Genomic DNA, 25,474 nt, shown 5'->3' with positions numbered 1-25,474 from the left:
CCATTCTTATTACAAACAAGTTGTGGACAGTTAAAGTTCGAAAATGTTGATAACCGAAAAATTTATTTTAATCCGCCTTCAAACAACTCATTATCAACTTTCTTGCCCATTTCAACCGATTTTAATTTCAGCTCAATGATCATACCATTGTTGTTCATGATTTGTTTTTCTGAAAATAACATTCCTGTTTTATCTCCTCCATACATTTTATAATCTGAAAGTTCTATGGTAATTGTCATAGATTCACCTTCGTTGGTAATGATAGATTCTGATTTATGTAACAAACCGTCTTCTACACCATACCACTCATATTTTAAGTCTTCTGAAATTGTATTTTTAACTTCTAACTTGTAATATTTTACTCCTTTCACTTCGTCTACCCCTAAGGCAGTAATAGCCAAATTAGGATTGTTAAGGTAGTGGAACTGATCGAAAGGGTAATTGGGTTGACTTTTTTCTTTGATGTCCTCTGCTGATAGTGCAACCTCACCTTGCATGGAAATTGATTTTCCAGCTGTACCATTAAAAAACTCTTGTTGCATGGTCATGCCATTTGCTTTCATCAATGTGGCACTTTTATTTGGTTGCGCACTTAGATTTGTTAACTCAAGATTCATCCCCATTTGAGGTAAAGTTCCATCATATACCGTTTTTGTGTATTTGTTTTTCTTTAGTTTTTTAAGAATTGCTTTTTGATTGTCTGCTATAAAAGTTTTATGGATAAAGTTGTCTAGGATAGTTTTTGTGGTAACTCCTTCTGGCATTGCTTCTAGCGTTATTGCTTCACCTCCTAAACCATTTTTATAGTCGATTTTACCATCTGCATCAAATTTCAATAATTTTTCTGCTACCTCTTCATTTCCAACCACTATAATGTTTAAATTATTTGGTCTTAGATAAGCTTGCGCTACATTTAATAAATCATCCGCAGTAACCGCCTCTAAATTTTTTAAATAATCAGCGTAGTAGTTCAAAGGTAAGTTATAACGTATGGTATTTAACGCGAATCTTGCTACTGTTTGTGGACTTTCTAAAGAGCGTGCAAAAGCACCAGTCTTTGACTTAATTACTAAATCCAATTCCGCAGGCGTCACTTTTTCTTGGGTAATTCGAGTAATCTCTTTAAGGATTTGCGTTACGGCACTATCGGTCACTTCATTTCTAAAACTTCCACCAGCGGTAAATTCTCCAACCAATAAATCTGAGTTAATAGAAGAATAGCAGCCATAAGTATATGCTTTGTCTTCTCTTAGGTTAGACATTAATCTTGCAGAGAAACTTCCACCACCTAGAATAGAATTTAATACACTTAATTTAATTGCGTCTTTTGATCCTGGTTTTAAATCAATGGTATTGGTAATTTTAATTACACTTTGTACAGCACCAGGCTTGTTTACAAAATACACTTGATTACCTTTTGATTGGTTTACTTGGAATTCTTTTGTTGGTATGTTTTCTTCCAATGCTTTCCAATCGCCAAAATATTTTGTGGCTAAGTTTTTAGCATTTTCTTCCGTTACATCACCAACCACTACTAAGTAGGCATTGTTTGGGCGAAAGAAATTGGTGTAATATGCGCGGATGTCGGCTAGAGAAATATTGTTTAAAGTTTCCTCGGTTAATACTTCACCATACGGATGACTTTTACCGTAGTTAATTACAGCACTTGCATTAGATGACATGCTGCTTGCGTCTGATTTATTTGCTTCTAATCCAGAAAGTGTTTGTTTTTTAATTCTTTCAAATTCACTTTCACTTAATAATGGAGAAGTAACAACGCTTTTCAATAAATTTAATAACTTTTCAGAATGCTTCGTTAATGAAGAAGCGTAAAAACCATTGCTGTTTGGAAAAAAACTGGCTCCCATAAAATCAACAGTTTCGTCAAATTCAGCTTTTGTATAGTCGCTAGTACCGCTTCCTAAAAGTTCGCCAAATAAATCTGCTGTTCCCACTTTGTTTTCTTCTAAGTGTTCTGGATTATCAATAAATAATTGATAAGATATCTTTGGTAAGTTATGGTTTTCCACCACAATTACTTTTAAGCCGTTGTCCAAAGTTGAAATTTTCGGTGTTGGAATATTAATCTTTGGATTTGGTTGTGGTGTTGGTGCCTTAGATCTATCGATTTGTGCCATGGCACTAAAGGATACTAAAACAAGGATTAGTGTGATAAAATTTTTCATTATATAAATAATTATTTTTTTGGTAAATAGTATAGTACAACTCTATTACTAGGGTTGAAATAAGTGTTTGCCACTCTTTTAATGTCTTCAGGTGTAACCGCTAAATACTTGTCAATTTCAGTATTTATTAAATTAGTTTGGCCTTGGTAATAAGTATAATATTGTGCTAAGTTTTCAGCAATACCAGCCATACTAGAAAAAGATGAAATGACATCATTTTCAATTTGATTTTGAATTTTTTTCAATTCATTATCACTTACTAATTCAACTTGCAACTTTTTGATTTCAGCATCTACTGAAGCTTGTAAGTCTGCTAAATCCACATCTTTTTGTGCCAAAGCAAAGGTTAAAACGATTCCCGGATCTTCTAAAGGGAATGGGAAAATAAATGCTTGCAAAGCCTTTTGTTGGTCTTCCACTACATTTTTGTAGATTCTAGAAGACTTTCCTTCAGACAATATTTTTGTCAACATTTCAACTGCATAATGATCTGCATGGTTTAATTCTGGTGTTCTGTAAGCCACAAACATACCCGACAATTGTATGTTATCATAAATAGTGTCTTTGATTTCCTTTGTCAACAAACCTTCTTTGATTGTTGGACGAGGAATAGGATGTGGTTTTTCTGATGCTTTAGGGAAATATTTTTTAATAAAATCTTCAGTGGAAAGACTGTTGTAGTCTCCAATAAAGTTTTTACTATCCATTAACATACCTACCTCTGTTTTGTATTTCGCTGCAAATTTTTCGCGACTTAAAAACTCTTTATCTCTGTAAATATTTAATTTGTCGCCATTAGGAATGGTTCCGAAATAATCTTCAATCCATTTTTTTGTTTGCGCTACATCAATGTCACCAGCAATAGATAAGGTCACATTATGTGGAACATAAAATGTTCTATAAAAGTTCACATAATCCTTTTCTTCTGCTGCGTTTAAGTCATCCATACTACCAATTACGGTCCATTTGTATGGGTGGTTAATATATGCACGCTTAAAGATGTTTTCTTGAAAAGAACCATATGGTTGATTGTCCATTCTTTGTCTCTTTTCTTCCTTTACAACTTCTCTTTGGGTTTCAATACCAATGTTTTCCACCTTCGCATGTAATAGTCTTTCTGATTCTAACCATAAGCCCATTTCAATTTGGTTGGATGGTAACAATTCGTAATAGAATGTTCGATCTTGAGAAGTGTTTGCGTTTAAAGTTCCTCCAGCTTTTTCTACATATTTGTCATATTGATGACGGTCAATGTTTTCAGTTCCTTCAAACATTAAATGCTCAAAAAAGTGTGCAAAACCAGTTCTTCCTTCATTTTCATTTTTAGAGCCAACATGGTACATTAGCGTCACTGCCGCAACAGGTGTTGAATGGTCTTCATGTAAAATAACATGCATGCCATTTGGCAAGTCATACTCAATAAACTCAATCTTTGTGGATTGACCGAATGAAAATCCTGACAATAATAAGAGGCCAAGACTACTTAAATATTTCTTCATCATTTTTATAACAATTTGTACAAATGTAAGAACTGTTTTTGTAAACTTTGTACATTTATGGACTTAAGGTCGTTAAATAATTATAAACGGTATGAAAGAGATAAAACGTTATAGCCTAATATGCAGCTTACTGATTATGTTTGCATGTGGGCCTGCAAATACTGTAAATAAAGAGAAGTTAGATGAGCAAATGGATAAATGGCACCAAGATGTAGCCACATTTCAATTGGATGCCTATTTTGATTTTATGCATAGTAGTTTTATCTTTTTAGGAACGGATCCTTCAGAACGTTGGACAAAAGAAGCATTTTATACCTTCGCAAAACCTTATTTTGATAAAAAGTCTACTTGGGATTTTAAAGTGAATTGGCGTAATTGGTATTTTTCTAAGGACGGTAAAATCGCATGGTTTGAGGAGTCACTTGATACTTGGATGGAGGAATGTAGAGGGTCTGGGGTTTTAATTTATGAGGACAGTAAGTGGCAAATAGCACACTACAATTTGGCGGTTTTAATAGAGAATGATAAAATTAAGGATTTCATTTCACTTCGAAAAAAGTAAATACTTTCCGTATCTTCGCAGTAAAATAGAAAATATGCTTAAGATTGACGCCCATTCACACATTTTACCGAACACTATGCCAAATTGGACCGACAAGTTTGGTTATGGTGATTTTGTTTGGATGAAAGATTCTCCTGCTGGAAAAGGCAAGGCAGATATGATGAAAGGGAATGAATTTTTTAGAACAGTGGAGGAGAATTGTTGGAATGAAAACGTTAGGATTCCTGAATATGCGAATTTCGATACCCAGGTACAAGTGGTTTGTACGGTTCCTGTCATGTTTTCGTATTGGGCCAAAGCAAAAGACACTTTAGATTTAAGTCGTTTTTTAAATGACCATATCGCCAATTTACAGGCTAAGTATCCAAAGAATTATATTGGGTTAGGGACTATTCCAATGCAAGATGCAGATTTGGCTATTCAAGAAATGGAACGCTTAAAATATGAATTGAATATTCCCGGCATTCAAATTGGTTCGAACATCAATGATAAAAATTTAAGTGAAGCCGAATTTTATCCAATTTTTGAGGCTGCAGATCGATTGGGTTTAGCCGTGATGATTCATCCTTGGGAAATGATGGGGTTTAGTAGTATGGAAAAATATTGGTTGCCTTGGTTAGTAGGCATGCCGGCAGAGACATCAAGAGCAATGGCTTCTCTAATTTTTAGTGGCGTGATGGAAAAATTACCAAACTTAAGGGTGATGCTTTCGCATGCTGGTGGTTCCTTTATCCCGACTATTGGTCGCTTAGAACATGGCTTTAATTGCCGTCCTGATTTAGTTCAGGTGGATAATACCATTAATCCAAGAGAATATTTAGGTAAGTTTTGGGTAGATTGTATTACCCATGATATTGATATGTTAAAATACATTGTCAATGCGGTTGGTTCTGAGAAAGTTTGTCTAGGAACAGATTATCCATTTCCTTTAGGGGATTTAGAAATCGGAAAATTTATTACCGATAGCGACATGGCTAAGAAGGATATTGAGAATATTTTTTCCAAATCAACTTTAGATTGGTTGAACTTACCAAAATCAAAATTTTTATGAAAATAATAAGATTACTGTTCTTACTTTTAGTCATGAATACGAAAGGTTTTGGGCAAACAGGTTCACATCTATGCGCTGAAACAAAATCAAAAAGGGTGAGTTTAACCCAATCGCGTTCAAATACTTTGAATTTGGCTCAAATTGCGACCACGGAACTGTATGACGTTCATTTTTATCTTTTGGATTTAAATGTCGAAAGAACAACTACCGACTTGTTCGGAGCTGCAGAGATGCATGCAAAAGTTTTAGCCCCAACTTTAACAGGTATACTATTTGAATTACACGAAGACCTAGCTATTGATTCTATTTATTTGGATAACGTAAATGTAAGTAATTTCAATCGTACAGGATCGGCCGTGACTGTTCCTGCAAATTTTGTGCAAAATGACTTTTTTAAAGTGAGAATTGTATATGGTGGTTCTCCACCAAATCAAGCAACAAACCCATTAGCTGGTGGTGGAATTAACAATGCTAGTTCAGGCTCATGGGGAAATCAAGTAACCTGGACATTATCGGAACCTTTTTCTGCTTATGAATGGTGGCCTTGTAAACAATCGTTGACCGATAAAGCAGATTCTGTTCATGTTAGTATCACAACAGATTCAACGAACAAAGCTGGATCCATTGGTTTGTTAAAAAATGTGGTAGACTTAGGAAATGGAAAACACCGTTATAACTGGGAGTCAGTGTATCCGATTGATTATTACTTGATTTCAATCACAGTTGCTGCGTATGTAGATTACTCCATTTATGCTAATCCTGTAGGTGCAACTGCGCCAATATTGGTTCAAAATTACATTTATGATAATCCTTTAACCTTGGGTTATTTTCAGAATGAAATTGATCATACAGTTGATTTTATAGAATACTTTTCCACCTTATTCGGCCTGTACCCTTTTCATGCTGAAAAATATGGACATTGTATGGCACCTTTTAACGGTGGAATGGAACACCAGACCATGACTACACAAGGTTTTTTTGAAGATGGTTTAACTGCTCATGAATTGGGCCACCAATGGTTTGGAGATAATGTAACTTGTGCAACATGGGCGGATATTTGGTTGAATGAAGGTTTTGCTTCTTATACAGAGTACTTGATGGAAGCAAAGTTTAATCCAGGAGATGAAGTTGGCTTAATGGAAGATGTGCACAATAATGTCATGAGTCAGACTAATGGATCGGTCTGGGTGGAAGATTCTTTAAATACCAATCGGATATTTAGTAGTCGATTAACTTATGATAAAGGAAATGCTATCGTTCATACTTTAAGATTTTTGATGGACAATGATACTGTATTTTTTAATGTGCTAAAAACCTATCAAACGCAATTCGCAGGAGGAACAGCAAGACTTAATGATTTTAAAAATATAGCAGAAAATTTATCAGGATTAGATTTGACTGCTTTTTTTAATGAATGGTATTATGGACATGGATATCCTACTTATTCCGTAAAATATCATTTTAATGGGGTAGAGACTATCTTAGAAATTTCTCATACGGCATCTTCTATTAATAATACACCACTGTTCACTAATGATATAGAAGTTAAATGTTTTGGGGTTAACGGTTCTATTGGGACCTATCGAATTCCTATAACAGCAAATACAGTCAACACTTCAGTTCCTTTTAGTCACGAAATTTCAAGTGTGGTTGTAGATCCTGATAATTGGATTATCAATAAAACAGGAAGCATTCAAGAGGATATCAACTTACTAAGTGTATCGGCAGTGGATGTGAATCCTTTTAATTTGTTTCCAAACCCGGCAAAAGATGTGGTTTATATCAACGGAACTATTGGTGATGTGGTAACGGTATATAGTGTATCTGGACAATTACTATTTAGTCAAAAGATAACAAACACAAAGCAAGCAATTGATATTTCAAGCTTATCTAAAGGTTTGTACATGGTAAAAGTGAATGAACACGCACAACAGTTGATTGTGGTATAAATTTATTTACTGTTGCGCAGCATTTTAATGGAGAACCAAGCTAATCCTGCAATGATGATGGATAAGATGAAGTAAAGCCAATTATTGCTCTCGAATAGGGGCGTAACTTTTGGCTTTTCTTTATGCTGAATATTTACCACTTCGCCCAATATTAAGCTTGTGGTCATTTCTGGAATCTTTTCCGTATAATAGGCAATGTCATATGCCGGAGATTGAGCAGCCTTGTTGCCATAAACCAATTTGTAGTTTGCGATTTGGTTAAAGCGAGCAACTAAATAAGTAGGTGGTCCTTGAACTTGTGCACTTTCAATAGTAAGTGCTTGATTGTCTTGGTTAAATATCTCTATTTTAAATTGTTGGGCAATGACTGGAGAGAAACGAATGGCTTCTTTAGCAAAAGAATGAATGACACCTTGTTTTATCAATTGGTAATTATAAATGGTTTCTTTTGGGGTGACTACACTATCGGTTAAATAGGATAACTGATAATTTCTGTAGAAATCTATTTTATCGCTTATTTGAAGTAAAATTGAAGACGTTGGTACTTTGTCTTTGATAGTGAGCAGTATGGTTGAACTTTTTGACTTCGTATTACTTGTTTGCCTTGTTGTATTGACTTTATATGTGTCTAATACTTCCATTGGTTTTTCAGAGATGGTAATACTAGAATTTTGAAGAATAGGTGGTGTAGGGGATTGTATATTTAGTCTAAAGTATTTATATTTAGCTTGTTTAAAATTTAAAATGGTGTAATTAAAGTTTACGTACTCATTTTTGATTCCAATTAATTTTTGATTCTCTAAAATGGTAAACCACTCTCTTTGGTCGTTACTTCCCGATAAAGAACTGTTGAAATCGAAATTGTCGTTTGCAAAACTCAATTGAATTTGGTTGATAGATTGTAATTGATTCAACTCAAAAGTATAGTAGTATCCACGCTTGTTTTTAGTTGAGTTGATGACCTTAAAATTGATGTTTTTAAAGTTACTTTGCTCCTTGACTTCTTTTATTAAATAAGGCACTTCAATGGTGTCATTTTCTGTAAGGCCATATATGCGAATATCAGCAAAGTTTGGTTTAAGGTGTTGATAAATGGTAGGAGGTAATTTAATTTGATGCCATTCATTTTCTATTCCCGTTATAGATTGTTGGAATTTATAAGTCATCAATTGTGCAGTGACGTAATTTGAAAAAATGAAACAGGTCAGTAATAGCGTGAATATTTTATTCATCAATAGAAATTTTATGCTTGAATTTATTGTATAAAAAGGAAATGATTAAAAGTAAAACACCTAAAGCTAAAAACACTATGGTTTTAGAAATGGTGTTTAAATGTGCGATATCGTAAAAGAAAAGTTTGATTAAAGTAATGCCAAATAACGCTATTCCAATAATTCTCAATGGGGCGTTTTGTTTCCATATGCCCAATGCCACTAAAAACAATGCATAAGTGCCCCAAAGTATACTCAAACTTAATTTGTAAGCAACATTTGAATGTGCCATATCCAGCAAATGGATCAATTCACTACTCAGTATCCAAAGGATAAAAGTATGGGTGGTTATTTCTACAATTGTACTAGCGATTTTTATCGGGAAAACGGTATTCACCTTTTTTCTTAAGATAAACATGGCAAATGCAGCGACAAGAATGGCGAAATACCTGATGATAATATTATTGCTTCCAATCACAAAATAGTTGTTTTCAGCATTCAAATAATTGAATCGCAATTCGCTGATGCTATATAGTCCGGCTGTTAAAAAGAGGGTGATGGAAAGCGTAAGGATTACAATATTGACATAGCTTAATGTTTTGATTTTTAGCCATATTTTATTTAAAAAAGTCATTGTGATTGCAAATAGGAGTACATATATGGAGAACCATATCTTTCTAAAATCTAATAAATTGTGATTGTATGTCGTGGTCCCTTCTGTTTGATTAATGATTAATGCTGAGTTTTGATAGGCAATATCAAAATAATTAAAGAGTTCTAATCGACCAATATTAAAGGCCACAAATACCATGGCACTCGGAATGAGAATTTGTGCTACTCTATGAACAGTGGTAAAGCGATTTTTCTCCTCATTTAATTTAACGGTGTAGATTAAATAGCTTGCGATTCCCAGTGAGGCGATAAATAATAAATTTGAAAGGAAACTAATGTTGAATATTGGTTGAAGCTGTTCTTCGTAGAAATAGCCATAATAATTACTCCAATCATTTGCAAGACTGCAGAAAGCTAGTATGAAAATAGGGTAGGAGATCCATTCATATTGAATAATGTTTTTACGTCTTCCAATCCAAAATAATACCAAGGCGATAGCAGCCCATAAATTGGTTACCACATAGCCGTCGAATTGAACGGGAATTGCAATAGTGATGAAAACAAAAACCAGTCCTATGGTAAAATAAAATAGCTTTTTGTCCGCGGTTTTTTTCTTGTAAAACAAATAGGCGACCAAAAAGTTAATGATGGCAATTAATACGGTAAACGCACCTAAAAACCTTTCGCCACCTGGATAGTCATCAAGCAGCCAAATGCCGATAAAAAAGTAGATAAACGTATTGCTGATGATGAGTAGTACATCCGTGATACTAAACAGTTCTGACTTTACAATTTTGTATAAGATGAAAGAAGCGTAAAACAGGATAAAAAAGATACTTGAGAATATCATGCCATAGTTGAAGAATTGTATTTGATACGACTTGAATAGCCATGCAGCAAAAATGAGCCAAGTGAATACAAAGGCGCTATAAAATAAGCCTTTCCAATAGCGTAAAATAGAAATACACAAAATGCCAATATTTACAATGGTAATATAGGAGAAGAAAATGTCAAACCTTCCGGAGCCAGAACTCAAAAGAAAGGGGATGGCATAAGCACCGACTAGGCCATAAAGTGCAATGACTTGTTTGTTGTATTGAATTGCCGCAATGACGGTAAATATAGTGTACACCAGCAGGAGTATAAAAGTCGGGACTTGCGGGAGGAGGCCGTATAAGCTATAAGCCAGATAGGTGATGATATAGAATATTGCGACTGACCCACTTAAAATGACGGCACTAAAGTTTTCGTATTTTTTCTTTAATACAATCGCGGTTCCCAATAAGGCAACCCCAACCAAGTAAGCCAGAATAATTCTGGTTAATGGGCTGATTAATTCGTGCTCAATAGCATATTTTGCACCAATGCCTACACCAATTACCAAGATGACAATACCAATTTTACTGATTAAGTTTTCGCCAATAAATTTTTCAAGACTAGATTTTGTCTTGATTTTAGGAACAGCTTTTTGAGTAGATTCTTTTGTTATTGCTTCAGAAACTATGTCTTCCTTAATTGCAATGGTCGGTTCCGTTTCTTTAACAAGTTCCACTGCGGGGGAAACAGGGGTAGGAATTACGACTGGATTAATAACTTCAGCAGTTTTACCTGTTTTTAATTCATTAATGGCTTCTTGTAAAGCCAATAAATCTTCATTCAAAGTATTTTGTCTACGCAATAAAATGCGCATCCTATTTTCTAATAATTCTATTCGATCTTTGTTACTCTCCATTGATTCCCCGCTTAAGTAATCGTTAAAATAGTCTTTTTAATTGGTTTCAAATATAGTACTAATTGAGGAACCATAAAAAAAGCCAATTCTAAGGATAGAATTGGCTTTTAAAAATTGATATTTTTATCTTATTTCACACCGTGCATCAATTTCTTGATGAATGGTCCTAAAAGTAAAATCAATAGACCTGCCACAGCGGGTACAATGGTAAATATTAAGAAGAAAAACGATAGCGAGTATTGTTCCGTTATGTTTTCAATCTGACCACCTAACACAGCAGCTAATTTATTACCAATGGCAATGGCTAAGTACCACATACCAAACATAAATGCAATCATACGAGCTGGTACTAATTTACTGACGTAAGATAGTCCAACAGGCGATAAACAAAGCTCACCGAGGGTATGGAACAAATAGGCAAAGATTAACCAAATCATACTCACTTTAACCCCTTCTTGAATCCCATAAGATCCAAATGCAAGTAAGCCAAATCCAATAGCCATAATAATTAAACCAAGCGCGTATTTTCCGGTTGCTGAAGGGTTGTATTTACTTTCCCACCATTTGGAGAACATAGAAGCAAATGCGATAATGAAGAATGAATTTAAAATACTAAACCAACTCACTGTAATCTCTACTTCATTGTTTTTTATTTCAACAATTTTAGCTTCTACAATGCCATTGTCAATTTCTCTTTCCAAGGCATTGGTTCTTGCTCTATCCAATGCTTCTTCATTTAAGTATCCATAGGTACTCAATTCGTTATCCTTAGTGATCATGGATATTGGTTGTCCAATTTCAAAATCAATTGGCTCCGCAATTTTCATTTTCTTTTGCACAATTTTTTCATCTCCATTCAATACCATTTCTTCTGAGACGGCAGTATAGTTAAATACTAAATTTCCATCTTCATCCACCACTTGTTCTCCGGTTTCCTCATCCAATAAAGGTGTTTCAATAGCACTGTATTCTGCCATGTAAGCCACGGTATTTAAATCTCTGTTGATCATCCATAAGGCAACAGCCCATACCCCAGCAAAACAAATTGCCAATACAATGTTAGAGCCAGGAATTCTTTTAAAGGTTCTTTTCCATAAGAGAGCCAGTACCCAAGTGATAATCGCAAGTGGGACAATAGTTAATAAGGCATTGATGATGTTAAAAGCAATAGCCCCATTACCAATTAAATTCCTTTGTACAGAATCTCTGGCAAATAATACTAGAGAAGAAGCTCCTTGTTCGAAACTCAACCAGAAGAATACGGTAAAGAAGGCGAAGATGATAAATGCAAACATCCTGTCTCTCGTTACCCTTTCATAACGCATAATTCTTGAGCCAGCTAAGTATAGAAATAAAAGTAACCCAATAATAACCACAATATATTGTCCATCTAAACCAAAAGCTTTAAACGGAAATAAGTTGATATTTCCAATTTTGGATAAAGGATCATTAATTAAATAACCGACACCTATTACTGCTGTGATAAAAATAAGTATTTTATCTACCATGGTAAAAGGGTTGTAAGCCTCTATTTGTTTTTTAGCAGGTATTTCATCAATTGTTTCATTAGATGTTTTAGATTTTTGAACTGTGGTTTCAATTTCATTTTTATCTCTTTTTGGTACTTCACCAATGGTTCCAAATAATGGTTTAGCTAACCAAAATTGTAGCGTACCTAAAAGCATAAAAATTCCAGCTAGACCAAAGCCCCAGCTCCAGCCAATTCTCTCTGCTAAATAACCACAAAGCATCATTCCGAAAAACGCACCTGCATTAACTCCCATATAAAAAATGGTATAAGCGCCATCTTTTTTCTCTGGCACGTCTTTGTACATTTCTGAAATAATAGAGGTCATGTTAGGTTTAAAGAAACCAGTTCCAATAACTAAAAGCGCAAGACCTAAGTAGAGGGAGAATTCCGTTTCCAATGCCATAGATGCATGGCCAGCGGTCATAATCAGTGAGCCAATTACTACAGCCCAACGATATCCAATTAATTTATCGGCAACTAATCCACCAACAATTGGTGTTAAGTATAATAGTCCAGCATAAGTACCAAATAAGGCACCTGCATTTTCAGCCGACCATTCCCAACCAGGGTTGTAGCCAATTACGGCCATGGTTAAAAAGTTAATTAACAAAACCCGCATTCCATAGAATGAAAAACGTTCCCACATTTCCGTAAAAAATAAGACAAATAGTCCTGCTGGGTGTCCTAAAACTTTGGCACTGAAAAAGTCTTCAGTTTGATTTGATGTTCCTTGCATTGTTGTTTTTTAAGTTGTTGTTTTTTGATCTGCGAATTCGAATCCTTCCGTTTCGTCATGAATTTCATGCTCATTATCTTCAGCTCCGTGCGTTAAACGTTTTAAAGGTTTAAGTAAAGCAATTACCAATAAACCGAAAACGAGGGTCAAGATAAAAATAAATAAAAAGATATTGTGTTCTTTTTGGCTTTGAATTTCTTCAATAATAAATTCGCCGGTATAATCTTTTCCATCTCCTTTGTTTTCTTTTAATTTTTTAGCTTCTACATCTTTTTCAAATCTAAAAGAAGCATGATAAGGAGCCGCTTTACTTGCTTTGTTTTCAGAAAGTATACTGATTACTTCTGCTTTCTTTTCCGCTTTGTCAAAATCAAATAAGTATTTTACATCTTCATTGTTTTTATAACTTGTTGCAATAAACTCACCATTTTCAATGTAGATGTTTGCTCTGATTTTAAAATCAGCATCTTGTGCAACTAAGGTATCTGCTCTATTAAAAGCGCTTAATTGGTTAGATTGACCAACAAATTCAATATTGATTGGTTCTGATTGTGAAGCTTCACCGATAGAACCCGCTAATTTATTTCCTAAACCAGTTGCCGCAAAATAAACCCCCATCATGATGGATGCATATTTCAGAGGAGAGAGTTTGGTGATAAATGATAATGCAGTAGGGGATACACATAGCTCACCAATGGTATGGAGTAAATAAGCTCCAGTTAACCACCAGAAACTAGCAGTACCGAATGCTAAAGTGCTTGCTTCATTTGAAGCGCCTACCATGAGTAAAAAACCTAAGCCCATAATAATGGTACCAATTCCCATTTTTAATAAGGTAGAAGTTTCTTTTCCTTTTAGTTTTCTATTCGCCCAAAATCCGGCTACAGCTGTACCAAAAATTATAATAAATAAGGCATTAAAGGATTGAAACCAAGTAGCAGGCATTTCCCATCCTAAAATACTTCGGTCAATTTTTTCATTGGCATAAATATTTAAAAGTCCACCTGCTTGCTCAAATGCTCCCCAAAAGACAATGATGATTAAGAAAGAAATTAATAAAACAATCATTCTATCTTTTTCAACTTTTGTCAATGGTTTTTTCATTAATTCTTTTTCCCCTTCGTCTGTAGAGTTTCCTAAGAAATTCCCAACATGTGTAAGGTATTTTTGTCCCCACATATAAACCACCAGGCCGAATACCATTCCAATTCCTGCTAATCCAAATCCGTAGTGCCAGCCATAATTTTCCCCTACATAACCAACAATTAATGCAGATAAGAAAGCACCAATATTAATGCCGATATAAAATATAGTAAAACCTTTGTCTCTTCTAACATCTCCTTTTTTATACAAACCACCAACCATGGTAGAAATATTTGGTTTTAGCATACCTACACCTAAAATAATTAAGGTTAAACCAGAATAAAAAGCCCATTCTGCTTCAATGGCTAAAATTCCATGACCGAGGACTAATATCATAGCACCATAGAGTACGGATTTTTTCTGCCCCAAATATTTATCGGCAATTATACCACCAGGGATAGACATTACATATACTAGCATGGTGTACCAACCATATAATTCTAACGCATTTGCTTTGGTCCAACCCAAACCACCATCACTCAGGGTAGAGGATATATATAATACCAAAAGTGCACGCATCCCGTAATAGGAAAAACGTTCCCACATTTCGGTAAAGAATAGTATAAATAGTCCTATTGGATGTCCGAACAAAGTTCTTGTTGGGATATTAGTAGTGGTATTGCTCATACTTAACGATAAAATTTGATGGTGAAAATAAGCAAAATATATTATTTTTCAGTTTTTGAAGTCGTTTAATGTGTAAACGGTATTTTTTTTATCTCCAATGGAATTCTTTTCCTTGGTATTTTAAATGTTACAGAATTTTAGTTAATTTTCGAGAATGAATTATAAGTTGAAGATTTTTAGTCAAATAATTGCTATTGTTTTTTGTGCTTTTATCGTGGCATGTGAATTCGAAAATAAGGATGCCTATATTCCTTTTGAAAAAGTTGGAAAAAAAACAGTGGTAGATCCCCATTCATTTTCCAATTTTAATGCCGTTCAATCTACGCATTTGCATTTAGACTTAACCGTCGATTTTAAAGCCAAAAAATTAAAGGGTAGGGTAGATCATCAAATCAACCAATTAACAGCTGCAGATACAATTATTTTTGACACGAAAGATTTGAATGTTACCCGTGTTGAAATTGATGGAAATGAAGTTTCTTATTTTTATGGACCAAATGATTTTTTATTGGGAAGGGCATTAAAAGTTAAATTGGAGCCCAACACTAAATTAATTTCTATTTTTTATGAAACTGCTACTCATGCAGAAGCATTAATGTGGCTAGACCCGCAACAAACAGCAGGGAAAGAATTTCCATTTTTATTTACCCAAGGAGAAGCCATTTTAACAAGGACTTGGATTCCATGTCAAGATGCGCCAAGTAATAGGATTACCTATTCTGCTGTAATACGTTGCGATACGAATTTAATAGGGGTAATGAGCGCCGAAAAATTAGATTACAATGAATTAGGCGTATACGAGTTTGAGATGAAAGAACCTATTCCAACTTACTTAATCGCTTTGGCTGTCGGTCATTTAACTTATGCCAAATTGGGAGATAGAACGGGTGTTTATGCAGAACCTGAAATGCTAGACCAAGCTGCTTATGAGTTTCAAGATGTCGAAAAGATGATTCAAACTGCGGAAACGCTTTACGGACCTTATGCTTGGGGGCAATACGATATTTTAGTAATGCCACCTTCTTTTCCTTTTGGTGGAATGGAGAATCCAAGATTAACTTTTGCTACACCAACTATAATTGCGGGCGACCGTTCTTTGGTTTCTTTAATTGCCCATGAATTGGCACATTCTTGGTCGGGTAACTTAGTTACTAATTCTACCTGGAATGATTTTTGGCTCAATGAAGGTTTTACTGTTTACTTTGAAAATAGAATCATGGAAGCGCTATATGGTAATTTGGTTGCAGATATGTTAATGAACATTGAATACCAAGAGCTATTGGAGGAAAATGGGGAAATTATGTCGGGTAAGCATCCTGAAGACACCAAATTAAAATTAGATTTGGCTGGCAGAAATCCAGATGACGGCATGACCAGTATCGCTTATGTGAAAGGAGCTTTGTTTTTACAAACTATAGAGGAGTTGGTAGGAAGAGAAAAATTTGATGTCTTCGTGAAAAATTATTTCCAGACCCATAAATTTCAAACCATTACAACAGAAGAGTTTATTTCTTATTTGAACTATCACTTGCTGGAACCAAATCATTTAACTTTCAATACAGAAGAATGGGTTTACCAAAAAGGAATACCAAATAACCATAAAGTTATTACTTCCATAAAGTTTGAACGCATAGATGATATCCTCTTTCAAATAGATAGTACTACGCCATATGCAACCTTAAAGCTTGACACATTAAACTGGACGACCCAAGAATGGATTCATTTTATTAAAAAATTACCTTCCGCAGGAATTACACCTAATAATTTAAAATACTTGGACGAAACATTTGCTTTGTCTACCAAAGTGAATGCTGAAATTAAGACGGTTTGGTATATCAAATGTATACAGAATGATTATACAGCAATCAGAAAAGATTTATCGGCATTTTTAATTGAAATTGGTAGGCGGAAGTTTTTAGAACCAATATACGAAGCACTTGCAAATCAGTCGGTGGAGGATAAGGTATATGCGATTGAGGTTTACACTTTAGCAAGACCAAATTATCATGCTATTTCTTTTAACACAGTAGATGAAATATTAGGCGTGCATTATTGATTTAGACCTATACCAATTAATGGTTTCAATTAAACCTTCATTGGTAGTTTTTACTGGGGCATAATGTAATAAGTCTTTGGCTTTAGAAATATCGGCTTGACTATTGTCAATGTCCCCAATTCTTTTGGGCAAATAAATTGGACTAAGTCCTGTTTTAATTTCACCTTCTAAAGTTTGGTATAATTCATTTAAAGAAAGCTTATCTCCCAAAGCAATATTGAACACTTCATGTTTAACAAAATGGGTAGCACATGCTGCTAAAATATTTGCATACACCACATTACTGACGTGGGTAAAATCTCGAGAAATAGTCCCATCTCCATTAATGGAACATGGTTTATTTTGGGTCAAGTTGGTGATAAAAATTGGAATCACCGCTGCGTACGCACCTTTTACGTTTTGTTTTGGTCCAAACACATTGAAATACCTTAAACCAATGATATCCATTTTGTATACGTCAGCAAAAGTTTCGGCATACAATTCATTGGCTTTCTTTGTCACCGCATAAGGAGATAAAGGTTTACCAGTAGATGTTTCAATTTTAGGAATCGTCTTATCATCCCCATAAACAGAAGAGGAAGAGGCATAAACCACTTTCTTAACCTTATTTTCTTTCGCTGCAGCTAACACATTTAGAAAGCCTGTGATATTAACTGCATTGGTAGCAATTGGGTTGTCAATACTTCTTGGAACACTTCCTAAAGCTGCTAATTGAATTACAATGTCTATATCGTTAAAGGCAGTTAATAATGCTTCGTAATCTGTGATTGATTTTTGGATAAACTCAACATTTGGGAGGGGAATAAAATCCTGAATATTTTCTATAAAGCCAGTTGAAAGGTCATCTACTATTACAATTTTTGCCGCCTCTAGTGCAATTAATTTTTCTACTAGATTTGAGCCAATAAAACCAGCACCTCCAGTAATTAAAAATTTAGATTTTTTAATTTTTTCAAGAATTTCTGGGGTGAACATAGGTTGTATTTATTATGTAGATAGGTTTCTTTTGAGAAACTTTATAGGACAAAGATAAAGCTTATCCTTTAGTATTAATTCACTTTCTACTTAGTTTTTTCAAGATTTTCGAAACTAAATGACTGAGATCTTCGGAGAGTTTTAGTTTTAATATGATGAACCAATAAGTACTCGTAATTAATATAGAATAGACCAATACCTTCAAAATAGGGTTCAAATCTACTTTTACAAAAGAAACGATCATATAGTAGAAGATTCCTATACCAAGAGCAGTGAAAAACGCTTTTTTAAAGGGTTGTAAATGGTAGGTTGATTTTAGAAAATACCACCTGGCAATATTAATGATTCCCATAGCCAAAGCAGAAGCTGCGGCTGCACCTGGTAATCCCCATTTTTGGATAAAAAAGTAATTAAAAATAATGATTAAAAATGCCAATGCGACATTAAAAAATGTATTGTATTTATATTTCTTTGAACTTGCAATTATTTCCATGTTGACGCCTGTCATCATTTCTACTAATTGTGCCAATCCAATAAAGAAAAATACATATATACCTTCTTTGTATTGGGGTAAAAAAGTCAAAACAGGTGTGATGCAAGCCCAGCCTACCAAAAACAAATATTGTCCAATTATTAAGAGGTTTACGGTACTTTTTTCATATACTTTTTGGATGTTGGGCAGATCATTTTTATGCCAAGAGTCAGCTAAAACGGAAGTAACAATCCTTTTTAAGCCTCTTGCTGGAGCGGCAATTAATATGCCAGCAAAAAACATGACAGAGTACACACCAACTGCCCCAGTTCCTAAGTAATAATTTACCATCAACTGGTCAATAGAAATGATGATGATGCCAGAGGCAGAAGCTATGATGCCGTATAAACCTTGACTGAATAAAGCAGGGCGGTCCGATTTTTCAAATATTTTATGCTTAAAATGACGACTTTTAAATTGGTCATTGAAGGAGGTTAAAACCATTACCAAACCAGGTATGCATAAAGCCAGGACATAGATATATAGGTATATGTCAAATGAAATAATTTTTAACCAGAATAATAGTAAGTTGATTAATATAACTGCTTTGATTAAAAAACTATCTAAAAATGCACCCAAGACGGACTTAAAGTTCATTCTAAAAATGGCGTCTAGATTTTTAAATAATATTCTAAAAAAGATTAAAGGGAAGATTAAATAAGAAAAGTGGTGGATTAAATCGGAGGGTTGTTTACTTCCCAAAATATAGTCATCAAACAAAAAATAAAATAACCAACCCAATACGATACCAATCAAAGAATATTTAAATGCTATTTTGATGTATTTTTGATAACCATTTTGCTTCTGTTTTATCGCTGGAAAAAACTGAATGGTAATTTGATTGAAACCCAAACTAAAAATTGCAGCAAAAAATGCGGATACAGAATCGAGTAGGGCAAAAGTGCCAATTTCTTCTTTTGAAAAAATAAATGGCATGATAAATCGAGAAATTGCACCAACCCCAATTCCTATAAAAATAAATGTATTGGATTTTATGGTTTGATTTTTAATGATGCCCATGTAGTGCTTTTTCTATGCGGTCTATTGTTGCTTCCCCAGTGTTAAGTAGATATTTTTTTAGATAACTATTGTACTTGTTTTTGTCAATCACTGGGTGCGATTTTGCACTAAAGTAGGCTAGCAAGTCCGTTTTATTTTCTAAATTAATTCCTACTCCTTCTGCTATGTAGCCTGCCCGATCATTTTTTGTGAAATTTAAGATTAACAGTGGTTTATAGTAGGGTATAAATTCTAAACCAACTGTGGAAAAACTAGTAATTAAAGCACTTGCTATTTCAAAATGTGCATTTAATGTGGAGGTGCGATCAATTAAAAAATCATGAAAATTTACTTGGGCAGCAATTTGATCAAAATAAGTGTCCGATTTTTCAAGGGGATGTGGCCTAAGTACCAATTGATAATTATGTCCAGAAAGCTGTTTGAATGTCTCCAAAACTGCAGCTATTTCTATACTCATCTGTGTTTTGTCGGGTTGTGGCTGGGTCGCATAAACAATCACTTCTTTCTTTTTATCTATTTTAGAATTTAAAAAGTGAGGTGGTTTTAATGGCGTTATTTTACCAACAGTTAGACATTGTTTTTTATCATACCCACCTTTATTTATTAATAATTCTGTGAAATAAAGTCCCCAAGTAAAAGTAATGTCAGGTAACATTGGTTTGTTGTGGTATGCGCCATACATGTATGCACTATGAATCTCATCAATTAATCCGTGTTGGAAAGCATACACCATGTGTTGATTTTGCTTAGCCGCGTATTGAATTACTTTTTGTTGTGGACTATTTTCGTTAGACAATAGGATGTTTTTTGATTTTAATTTTTTAAAAAAATTATTAAATGCTTGAAAACGGATGAAGCCTAAGCTGAAATTAGCTTGATTTTGCCAAAATAAATGATGGAGTAATTGCTGGTCTGTAGTTAATGTTGCCGACCCTATCGTATTTTTTATGTTTGTTATGGATTTTTTAAATACCCATAATCCATTCCAAAGTTTAAATTTAAAAAGAGAATTGAAAAATAGCCGATCACTATGGGCAATGACCCTAGGTGAAATTTCACTTGGCACTTGGTGATTGATGAACAACTCTCGATTGATTAGGATCTCACTATTATTATTCAATGCACCAAACCTTTTATCGAAGCCATGAATAAAATCCTGCGGACTAGAGATAAGTATATTTTTTGAATGGCTTTTTTTGGTGGGATATTTTATTGCATTCCTAAATATGGTTTTAAATTCCTTGAGCAAAGATCTTTTTTTTGCAGTATTTTTTTTTGCAGGATGATATTTAGCCGCTGGAAAATAGTGGGTAAGAAAAGTATCTGTAGTTAGTATTTCTCCAGAAGGATGGTCTTTTAAAAATTGGGCGATATGGGCCAATTTTAGCTTATAATTTTTATAATTTTGAAAAAGTCTGAAATACTCTAAAAACCAAATGTTAATACCAGATTCCTCTTGCAAATTAAGAAACAAGTGGTCGAATTGGTTGTAAAAGCTTGAAATGTCCTTAAATGCAGTTATGATTAGATGATTTTTTTGTTCGATATCTAATTCAAACCATTCCATGTTTATATGCAATGATTTATTTTGACTAAAGTACTGGTTGGAAGAAAAGTCAAATGTTAATGCCACATTACCATCCATGTAATACTTCATAATGGTCGGTTTTTAAGTGTTTCAATTGTGGCGACAAGTTTTTGAGTTAAGTTTTTTCTAGTATATTTAACTATTCCTTCGTAGGTAAATTGTGTCGTTTTATCTACTCCTTGGCGAAGCATTTCTGTTAAACCATTGACGTCTGTATAATCAAACATTTTACCAGCGCTTACATTTTCTAAAATCTCTGCAGCATTGCCTTTTGTTGGTCCTACACCTATAATGGGCTTTTTGTAACTCAAGTATTCAAAAATTTTACCAGTAACTATTCCTTCATTATTTATTGTATCTGGGATAGCAAGAACTAACATGTCACTTTGGGCGTAATAATTAACCAGACTGGCTTTTTTTACATATTCAAAAAAGGAAACAAATGCTTGTAAGTTTAATGCAGCTACTATTTTATGAATATATTGGTCTTGAACCCCAACAAAGTTTAAATGTATATGGGGGTAAGATTTAGTTATTTTTTCAAATGCTTCAAAGAACCCATGCATATTGTATTGGTCCGATATGATACCGACATATAATAAATTAAATTTCCCTTTAAATTGGATATTAAAATTAGGATCTATTGTACCAATGTCATCTGTATCAAAACCATTTTCTATGATATGAATATTGTCTGGATGTTCTGATTTTGCAGCAAAAATTGTTTTTAGGCCTTTGCTTACGGTTAAAACTATATCCGCTTCATTGATGACACGTTTTTCTATTTTAGCCTCTTTCCGCTTAAGAAAATCGATTTTCATCAATTGATTATAATAAAAAATATCGGTCCAAGGATCTCTTAAATCTGCAATCCAATTTATATTTCTTTTTGTTTTTAACTGTATTCCTATTAATTGACTAGAGTGGGGAGGACTAGTGGTAACTACATGTTGAATGTTATACTTGTCAATGATTTGTAGCGCCGCTTTTTCCGCATATTTATTCCATCCTTTTCTAGGGTCAGTTACAAATAAATTACCTCTTATAAATCTAAAAATAGTTTGTAGTTTGGAGCTTTTATTCACATTGCTAAAACCAGAGTGCGGCATGTTTTTTTTGCCAATTATTTTAGCAAATAATCGCATAGGTTCAAAAGATTTTGTTCGAATTACGGTAACGTTATTAGCTACAGAATTGATCAAAGATTCATCTACTAAAAAATAAGATGCTTTGCTGGGGTCTACGGTTAAAATAATAGGTTCCCAATTACAAGCAGGTAAATATTTAGCAAATTTTATCCAACGTTGCACCCCTGAGCCCCCACTTGGTGGCCAATAATAGGTAATGATGAGTATTTTTTGCTTTTTTTGCTCCAAGTATTATTCATTAATAGTTGTATCTGCTTTTTGCTCCTTATTTTTTACAGTTAAAAATAAAGCAATTATCATAAACAAAATAATACCAATATTACCAATGTTAGCTATGATACCCGCGCGCTCGTAAGATGGAGAATGAAATTCAAAAACAATTTCATTTTCACCAGCAGGAATATTAATCGCTCTTAATACATAGTTTACACGTACTACTGGCGTCTCTACATCATTCACATAAGCTACCCATCCATCTTGGTAATATATTTCGGAGAATACAGCTAGTTGAGGTTCCGTGGTACTTGATTTATAAACTAATTTGTCGGGGTGATAACTTTCCATTTCAATAGTGCCTTTACCCGTATACGATTCTTTATTTACAAGATTGTCTCCTTTGAAACGTTTGTCGACTAAAGTAGTTTCTCTTGGGTTCCAGCCACTATTAGCACTTTTTCCAATGGAAAATACTTTTGTTACCACAGAATCGGGTGTTGCATCATATACCCAATTTAACCCAGTAGAATCAATGATTAAAGCTATATCTTGGTCTTGAATAGATTGAAAAGGTACCTCTACAGGTATTGTGTCCTTGCCATTTAGTGCCAATATAGCTACAGTTTGATTTGGTGCTACTACACCATTATGGAAAGGTTGGTTATTAATTAAAACAGTGGTTAAATTTTTGTTTTCCATTTCAAAAGCTGCTTTAGAGGACATGGCGTTAATTTCTTGATCGGCGTTTTCAACAAATTGAATCTTTTTTGCCAACCACGCATTACCCATAGCACCATTGTTTACTTTTACCAATTTAGAATTGGCAATATTACCTTTTCGGTCTCTTTCCGGTTGTAGATAATATTTTGTGTTTAACATGTCAATTACCGCCTGGTTGTTTTGGGACAAGTGAAACTCAATTAAGTCTTGGTATCGACTAAGTTTAGCACCATGGTAACCACCAATTGATTTGTTAAAGTAACCTATATAAGAACTGTTGAACGCATTGCCAACCTCAAATACTCTAAAGTTGGTATTTCTATTTAATGTTCTGAAAGTGGTAAAATCACTTCTTCTTTGTTTTTCTAAATTGGAAGCATCTTTGGCTTTTAACTCTTTATTTAAGTCGTTAAGGGCTGCATCAATTTTACTTTTAATTTCCGGGTGTAATGACAATTCATTATTTAAAATGGCCAATTCTCCTTCTCCAGCTTTAAATGGATAAACTTGTTTAAATTTTTCAATCCATTGTTCATAGTTCTTTCCTTTTGACTCCGTAGATAGATACCTTCTATCCACAGTAAATAAATCAGCGAAAACCATCAATATTAAAAAGCCAACCAATAAATATTTAGAGAGGTTAAGTTTTACAAAAGCAATTAAAGCAATAATTCCAGCCAAAAGAAATCCTATAGAGCGACCAACATCTGATTTAAATATTTCGGTTCTTGTTTCGCTTAAAGCATCAAAAAATGCTTCGTATTGTGGAATTTGATTGGGATCCTTAATGTTGTCCAACATACTTAGCTCTTGACCACTTATAAAGTGGTTAAAAGTAGCGGGCATCACATAGAAACCAATTAATAATAATAAAAGACCACCAGAAATATAAAATAAAGGTTTAATATCTGCTATAATCTCTTCTTTCTTGCTGACTAATTTATTTAAGAATAAAATTCCCAATAAGGGGATACATAGTTCGGCTACGACGAGTATTATTGTCACCGCTCTTAATTTATTATAACCAGGTAAATAGGTTAGAAACAGATCGGTTAAGCTACTATCCGTAAAACTAAATCCACCCATTATTATTACAATTAGTAATAAGGAATTAGCAAGGTTAAATACCAATTGTTTTTTACCATCTATAAATAAGTTTACTAAATACAGCAGAATTGGAATAAGAATAAGTGCAGATACATAATTTTTACCCCAACTTAATGCAATGGTCAATAATGTTGCCACTAAGAGTGCCCATTTATAGCGATCTTTTACATAGTATAATGCCAAAGCAGCTAATAAAATCACAATAATGCCAATATATACTGGTCCAGAAGTAAAGGGTTGCTCTCCCCAATATTGGCTACTTTGCGCAATGTTACTTCTATAGTTGCTAGGTGCTTCGCGAATAATATCTTTTAAAGCTTCATTTTGTCCCATTGCCTGCGACACCCCACCTTTATAATTGGGGACTAAAAAAGTAAAAGTTTCATCAATGCCGTAACTCCAATTAGTAACATATGCTTTATCTAATCCAGCTTGGTTAACTTTATCTGTGGTATTGCCATCTAAACTTTGGGTCAATTCAGAACCGCCACGAATGGTTTGCTTGGCATATTCAAGGGTACCGAAGATGTTACCATAATTAATCATTATCGCTAATACATAGCCAAATAATAACAAGCCAGTTCTTTTAGCAAAATTGATTAAGTTTTTTTGTTTGATACTTTTAATCAATTCTACTACACCTAAGAATAGCATAATAAATGCCATGTAGTAAGTAATTTGAATGTGATTCGCGGTTAATTCAACCATTAAAGTTATGGCAGCAAAAGCGGCACTTAAAATATAGTTTTTTGAGCGATAGGTGAGAATAAAACCGGCCAACATCAATGGGGCAAAACTAATGGCTGCAGCTTTAGAGTTGTGTCCTGCTTCCATTATAATGATGAAGTAAGAGGACAGTCCAAATGCAATAGAGCCTAGTATACTAACGAGTGGTTTAATTTTTAAACTTAGTCCTAATATATAGAAACCAAAAAAGTATAGAAATAAAAAGCCAATAGGGAAAGGGATTAAAAAGCGAAATAATTTAGAAACACTTTTTGTAAACCAACTGCCTTCGTAAATCATGGAAATTTGCGTCGACGGCATACCAGAAAACATGGCATTAGTCCAAAGCACTTGTTCTTTATCATTATCTCTGTAATCTGTGATTTCACGAGACATGCCGGTAAAGTTGGTAACATCTGCTTGTTTAATAGTATAACCCTCTAATGCGGGGCTCATGTATACCATTGAAATTATTAAAAATAAGGCAATTGCGCCTACATGCCACAGGTTTTTTTTCTGTAAAATTTTGGCTTTAATATTCATCATA

15 protein-coding genes are annotated in these 25,474 nt (G+C 34.0%); 4 read left to right on the top strand and 11 right to left on the bottom strand.

The genetic code is table 11. The annotated features are described in order from the left end of the window. Positions 1-62: 62 nt before the first annotated feature. Complete coding sequence (locus DNU06_RS01200) at positions 63-2,186, bottom strand: M16 family metallopeptidase (protein ID WP_111061379.1); 2,124 nt, start codon at positions 2,184-2,186, stop codon at positions 63-65. 11 nt (positions 2,187-2,197) lie between these two features. Further along, a complete protein-coding gene (locus DNU06_RS01195) occupies positions 2,198-3,688 on the bottom strand; it encodes a M16 family metallopeptidase (protein WP_233502915.1) in 1,491 nt (496 codons plus the stop codon). A gap of 88 nt (positions 3,689-3,776) precedes the next feature. Between DNU06_RS01195 and DNU06_RS01190 the strand changes: the two genes are divergently transcribed. From DNU06_RS01190 to DNU06_RS01180, 3 genes are read left to right on the top strand one after another with little or no spacing between them, the layout of a single operon-like run. Next, on the top strand, positions 3,777-4,247 hold the full coding sequence (locus DNU06_RS01190) for a nuclear transport factor 2 family protein (RefSeq protein ID WP_111061377.1): 471 nt from the start codon (positions 3,777-3,779) through the stop codon (positions 4,245-4,247). Between the two features lie 34 nt (positions 4,248-4,281). Beyond that, positions 4,282-5,298, top strand: a complete 1,017-nt coding sequence (locus DNU06_RS01185) for an amidohydrolase family protein (RefSeq protein ID WP_111061865.1) — start codon at positions 4,282-4,284, stop codon at positions 5,296-5,298. Next, positions 5,295-7,247 (top strand): M1 family aminopeptidase, encoded by a 1,953-nt coding sequence (locus DNU06_RS01180; protein WP_146239102.1) that lies wholly within the window; start codon positions 5,295-5,297, stop codon positions 7,245-7,247. Before DNU06_RS01185 ends, DNU06_RS01180 begins: the two co-directional genes overlap by 4 nt. Before the next feature lie 2 nt (positions 7,248-7,249). On the opposite strand, the gene DNU06_RS01175 is transcribed toward DNU06_RS01180, so the two are convergent. The 4 genes from DNU06_RS01175 to DNU06_RS01160 form a co-directional block, all read right to left on the bottom strand. Continuing rightward, positions 7,250-8,479, bottom strand: coding sequence for a DUF3999 family protein (locus DNU06_RS01175; RefSeq protein ID WP_111061375.1), 1,230 nt, complete (start codon positions 8,477-8,479; stop codon positions 7,250-7,252). Continuing rightward, positions 8,472-10,802 carry a DUF2339 domain-containing protein gene (locus tag DNU06_RS01170; protein ID WP_111061374.1) on the bottom strand — a complete coding sequence of 777 codons (2,331 nt, stop codon included), beginning with the start codon at positions 10,800-10,802 and terminating at the stop codon, positions 8,472-8,474. The genes DNU06_RS01175 and DNU06_RS01170 overlap by 8 nt, the downstream gene beginning before the upstream one ends. A 128-nt stretch (positions 10,803-10,930) precedes the next feature. Continuing rightward, a complete protein-coding gene (locus DNU06_RS01165; RefSeq protein WP_111061373.1) occupies positions 10,931-13,069 on the bottom strand; it encodes a peptide MFS transporter in 2,139 nt (712 codons plus the stop codon). Positions 13,070-13,078: 9 nt separating this feature from the next. After that, positions 13,079-14,839, bottom strand: a complete 1,761-nt coding sequence (locus DNU06_RS01160; RefSeq protein ID WP_111061372.1) for a peptide MFS transporter — start codon at positions 14,837-14,839, stop codon at positions 13,079-13,081. A gap of 154 nt (positions 14,840-14,993) precedes the next feature. On the opposite strand from DNU06_RS01160, the gene DNU06_RS01155 reads away from it, so the two are divergent. Further along, on the top strand, positions 14,994-16,895 hold the full coding sequence (locus DNU06_RS01155) for a M1 family metallopeptidase (protein WP_111061371.1): 1,902 nt from the start codon (positions 14,994-14,996) through the stop codon (positions 16,893-16,895). Here the strand turns inward: DNU06_RS01155 and DNU06_RS01150 are convergent. From DNU06_RS01150 to DNU06_RS01130, 5 genes are all read right to left on the bottom strand, one after another. Beyond that, a complete protein-coding gene (locus tag DNU06_RS01150; protein WP_111061370.1) occupies positions 16,878-17,870 on the bottom strand; it encodes an NAD-dependent epimerase/dehydratase family protein in 993 nt (330 codons plus the stop codon). The genes DNU06_RS01155 and DNU06_RS01150 overlap by 18 nt on opposite strands. Positions 17,871-17,949: 79 nt before the next feature. Next, a complete protein-coding gene (locus DNU06_RS01145) occupies positions 17,950-19,422 on the bottom strand; it encodes a lipopolysaccharide biosynthesis protein (RefSeq protein ID WP_111061369.1) in 1,473 nt (490 codons plus the stop codon). Further along, positions 19,409-21,079: a CDP-glycerol glycerophosphotransferase family protein gene (locus tag DNU06_RS01140; protein WP_111061368.1), complete on the bottom strand. Its 1,671-nt coding sequence runs from the start codon at positions 21,077-21,079 to the stop codon at positions 19,409-19,411. The genes DNU06_RS01145 and DNU06_RS01140 overlap by 14 nt, the downstream gene beginning before the upstream one ends. Then, positions 21,076-22,386: a glycosyltransferase family 4 protein gene (locus DNU06_RS01135; protein ID WP_111061367.1), complete on the bottom strand. Its 1,311-nt coding sequence runs from the start codon at positions 22,384-22,386 to the stop codon at positions 21,076-21,078. Before DNU06_RS01135 ends, DNU06_RS01140 begins: the two co-directional genes overlap by 4 nt. A gap of 3 nt (positions 22,387-22,389) precedes the next feature. Beyond that, entirely contained in the window at positions 22,390-25,473 is a 3,084-nt protein-coding gene (locus DNU06_RS01130; protein WP_111061366.1) for a hypothetical protein, read from the bottom strand. Position 25,474: the final 1 nt, after the last annotated feature.

This window comes from Putridiphycobacter roseus, assembly GCF_003234935.1.
GTDB lineage: Bacteria > Bacteroidota > Bacteroidia > Flavobacteriales_D > Crocinitomicaceae > Putridiphycobacter > Putridiphycobacter roseus.
Note: the sequence above shows the minus strand (reverse complement) of the source record. Positions and strands in the feature narration are given on the sequence as shown.

Excerpts from the sequence above, each read along its gene's own strand:
- DNU06_RS01200 (WP_111061379.1), bottom strand. The coding sequence starts at position 2,186 with ATGAAAAATTTTATCACACTAATCCTTGTTTTAGTATCCTTTAGTGCC.
- DNU06_RS01195 (WP_233502915.1), bottom strand. The coding sequence starts at position 3,688 with ATGATGAAGAAATATTTAAGTAGTCTTGGCCTCTTATTATTGTCAGGA.
- DNU06_RS01190 (WP_111061377.1), top strand. The coding sequence starts at position 3,777 with ATGAAAGAGATAAAACGTTATAGCCTAATATGCAGCTTACTGATTATG.
- DNU06_RS01185 (WP_111061865.1), top strand. The coding sequence starts at position 4,282 with ATGCTTAAGATTGACGCCCATTCACACATTTTACCGAACACTATGCCA.
- DNU06_RS01180 (WP_146239102.1), top strand. The coding sequence starts at position 5,295 with ATGAAAATAATAAGATTACTGTTCTTACTTTTAGTCATGAATACGAAA.
- DNU06_RS01175 (WP_111061375.1), bottom strand. The coding sequence starts at position 8,479 with ATGAATAAAATATTCACGCTATTACTGACCTGTTTCATTTTTTCAAAT.
- DNU06_RS01170 (WP_111061374.1), bottom strand. The coding sequence starts at position 10,802 with ATGGAGAGTAACAAAGATCGAATAGAATTATTAGAAAATAGGATGCGC.
- DNU06_RS01165 (WP_111061373.1), bottom strand. The coding sequence starts at position 13,069 with ATGCAAGGAACATCAAATCAAACTGAAGACTTTTTCAGTGCCAAAGTT.
- DNU06_RS01160 (WP_111061372.1), bottom strand. The coding sequence starts at position 14,839 with ATGAGCAATACCACTACTAATATCCCAACAAGAACTTTGTTCGGACAT.
- DNU06_RS01155 (WP_111061371.1), top strand. The coding sequence starts at position 14,994 with ATGAATTATAAGTTGAAGATTTTTAGTCAAATAATTGCTATTGTTTTT.
- DNU06_RS01150 (WP_111061370.1), bottom strand. The coding sequence starts at position 17,870 with ATGTTCACCCCAGAAATTCTTGAAAAAATTAAAAAATCTAAATTTTTA.
- DNU06_RS01145 (WP_111061369.1), bottom strand. The coding sequence starts at position 19,422 with ATGGGCATCATTAAAAATCAAACCATAAAATCCAATACATTTATTTTT.
- DNU06_RS01140 (WP_111061368.1), bottom strand. The coding sequence starts at position 21,079 with ATGAAGTATTACATGGATGGTAATGTGGCATTAACATTTGACTTTTCT.
- DNU06_RS01130 (WP_111061366.1), bottom strand. The coding sequence starts at position 25,473 with ATGATGAATATTAAAGCCAAAATTTTACAGAAAAAAAACCTGTGGCAT.